Genomic DNA, 2,182 nt, shown 5'->3' on the forward strand with positions numbered 1-2,182 from the left:
CTATCATCTCGACCGCACCGCCATCGCGGTGATGGCGTTGCAGCTCGCCATCGCGGCGGCCATCGGCATCGGAGTCATGGTGTCGAGTTTTCGCTCAAGCGTGGAGATCTGGCTCGGCCAGCGTCTGGCCGCCGACCTCTATGTCACCGCCCCCAAGGGGGTGGCGGGCAACAAGGGCACTTTGAGCGACACAACCCTTAAGACCCTGCTCACCAATCCGCTGGTGAGCGCCGCCTCGCGCCGCTCGGTACACCCCGCCCGCTGGCAGGGGCAGCCCATCGAGTGGGCGCAGATGGATTTTATCCCCCAGCTTAAAGCAGCCTATCCGCTGCTGGCCGGACGCTGGCCCACCCGCCCCGACGAAGTGCTGGCGAGCGAACCGCTGACGGTGCGCCTCAGGGTCAAGATGGGCCAGACATTGGCGATCAGCGGCGAGCAGGGGCCAAGGCAGTTCACCGTCACCGGCGTCTATCAGGACTACGGCAGCGACAAGGGGCAGATCCTGCACGCCTTCGAGGCGGGCGCGGTGCAATCCCTCGCCCTCTTTAGCGACGACCCCGAGCTCCTGGCCGACCGCCTGCGCGAGCGCTTTGGCGAGCAGCTAAACCTGCTCTCCGCCCCCGCCATCCACAGCGCGGCGCTCAAGGTGTTTGACCAGACCTTTGTGGTGACCGAGCTATTGAAACTGCTGATCCTCGGCATCGCCTTTGTCGGGATTGGCTCGGCCTTTATGGTGCTGGGGCTGGCGCGCCGTGGCGAGTTGCAGACCTTGCAGAGTCTGGGCTTGAGCCCCCGCCACTGCCGCCAGCTGCTGGTGTGGCAAGGAGCGGGATTGGGGCTGCTCACCGCCCTGCTGGCCCTGCCGGTGGGGTATGGCCTCGCCTGGGTGCTGATCGAGGTGGTCAATCCCCGCGCCTTTGGCTGGCGCCTCGCCTTCGAGGCCGCCCCCCTTCATGCGGTCACCGCCCTATTGCTGGCACCGGTCTGTGGCGCATTGGCCTCCTGGTATGCAGCAAGGAGAGTGGTATGAAATATCAGTTAGCGCACTGGCTCAGCCATGGCTTGAAGCTCCCATCGACCACTTCCCTCTCTCCATCCCTTCTTCAGCGCAAAGAAGAGCTGAGTGCGGCATTGAACCATCCCCTCTCCCTTCGGGAGAGGGCCAGGGTGAGGGGGATCTTGTCCTCCTTACGGCCCCTGTGGCTCGCCCCCCTCTTGCTACCGCTGATTGCCATGATTGGCAGCGCGCAGGCCAGCGATCTGGGCGCCCTGCTCGGCGGCGGCAACGACAGCTTCAAAAAAGTGCTGCCGGGGCAAACCATCAAATTGCCGGAGGATCACGCCGCCCACCCCGATTACCGCTCCGAGTGGTGGTATCTCACCGGCAATCTCAAGGATGAACAGGGGCGCGAATATGGCATGCAGTGGACCCTGTTTAGGCAGGGTATCGAGCAAGAACTCCGCACCAGCAACCCCTGGCTCACGCCCCAGCTCTGGCTGGCCCAGTTTGCCATCACGGATCTCAACCGTGGCACCCATCAGCAGGATGAACGGGCCAGTCGGCAGGGGCCGGGACTGGCGGGAGCCAGCGGCGGCCAATATTGGCTCAAAGAGTGGCGGCTTGCCTCGCAAGGGGCTGCGCTGTTCCCCGCCACCCTCAAGGTGCAGAGCAAGATTGGCGAGCTGAATCTGACCGTCACTGCCGCCAAGCCGCTGGTGCTGCAAGGCAAGGCCGGTTACAGCGAGAAGAGTCCGGGCAACGCCTCCTTTTACTACTCCTACCCGCGCCTCACTCTTCGCGGCACCCTGACTCGTGATGGCGAAACCCGCACCGTCACCGGACAAGGCTGGTTTGATCACGAGTGGAGCAGTTCGGTATTGGCCGAGTGGCAATCGGGCTGGGACTGGTTTTCGCTCCAGTTGAACGATGGCCGCGAGCTGATGCTGTTTCGCCTGCGCACCAAAGCGGGCCGCGCAGAGCCCGAGAATCGCTACGGCATTTTGATTGAGCGGGATGGCAGCAGCCGGGTGCTCGCCCCCGACGCGATTCGCCTTACGCCGGGCAACACCTGGCGCGGCCCCAAGGGGCAGGATTACCCCGTCGAGTGGCAGCTAAACGCCGCCGGAATGAGCCTCACCATCAAGGCCCGTCAGCCCAATCAGGCCATGACCGGTCGCTTTG

Annotated in this window: 2 protein-coding genes; both read left to right on the plus strand. The window is 64.3% G+C overall.

The genetic code is table 11. The annotated features are described in order from the left end of the window. The coding region (locus AB5Y92_RS12655; protein ID WP_368226886.1) for an ABC transporter permease at nucleotides 1–1,030 on the plus strand (1,030 nt) is incomplete at its 5' end. 185 nt (nucleotides 1,031–1,215) lie between these two features. After that, nucleotides 1,216–2,182 (plus strand): lipocalin-like domain-containing protein (locus tag AB5Y92_RS12660; protein ID WP_368226887.1); only part of this gene is annotated, 967 nt, incomplete at its 3' end.

The sequence above is a fragment of the Aeromonas sp. R1-1 genome, assembly GCF_040908495.1.
GTDB classification, from domain to species: Bacteria; Pseudomonadota; Gammaproteobacteria; order Enterobacterales; family Aeromonadaceae; genus Aeromonas; species Aeromonas veronii.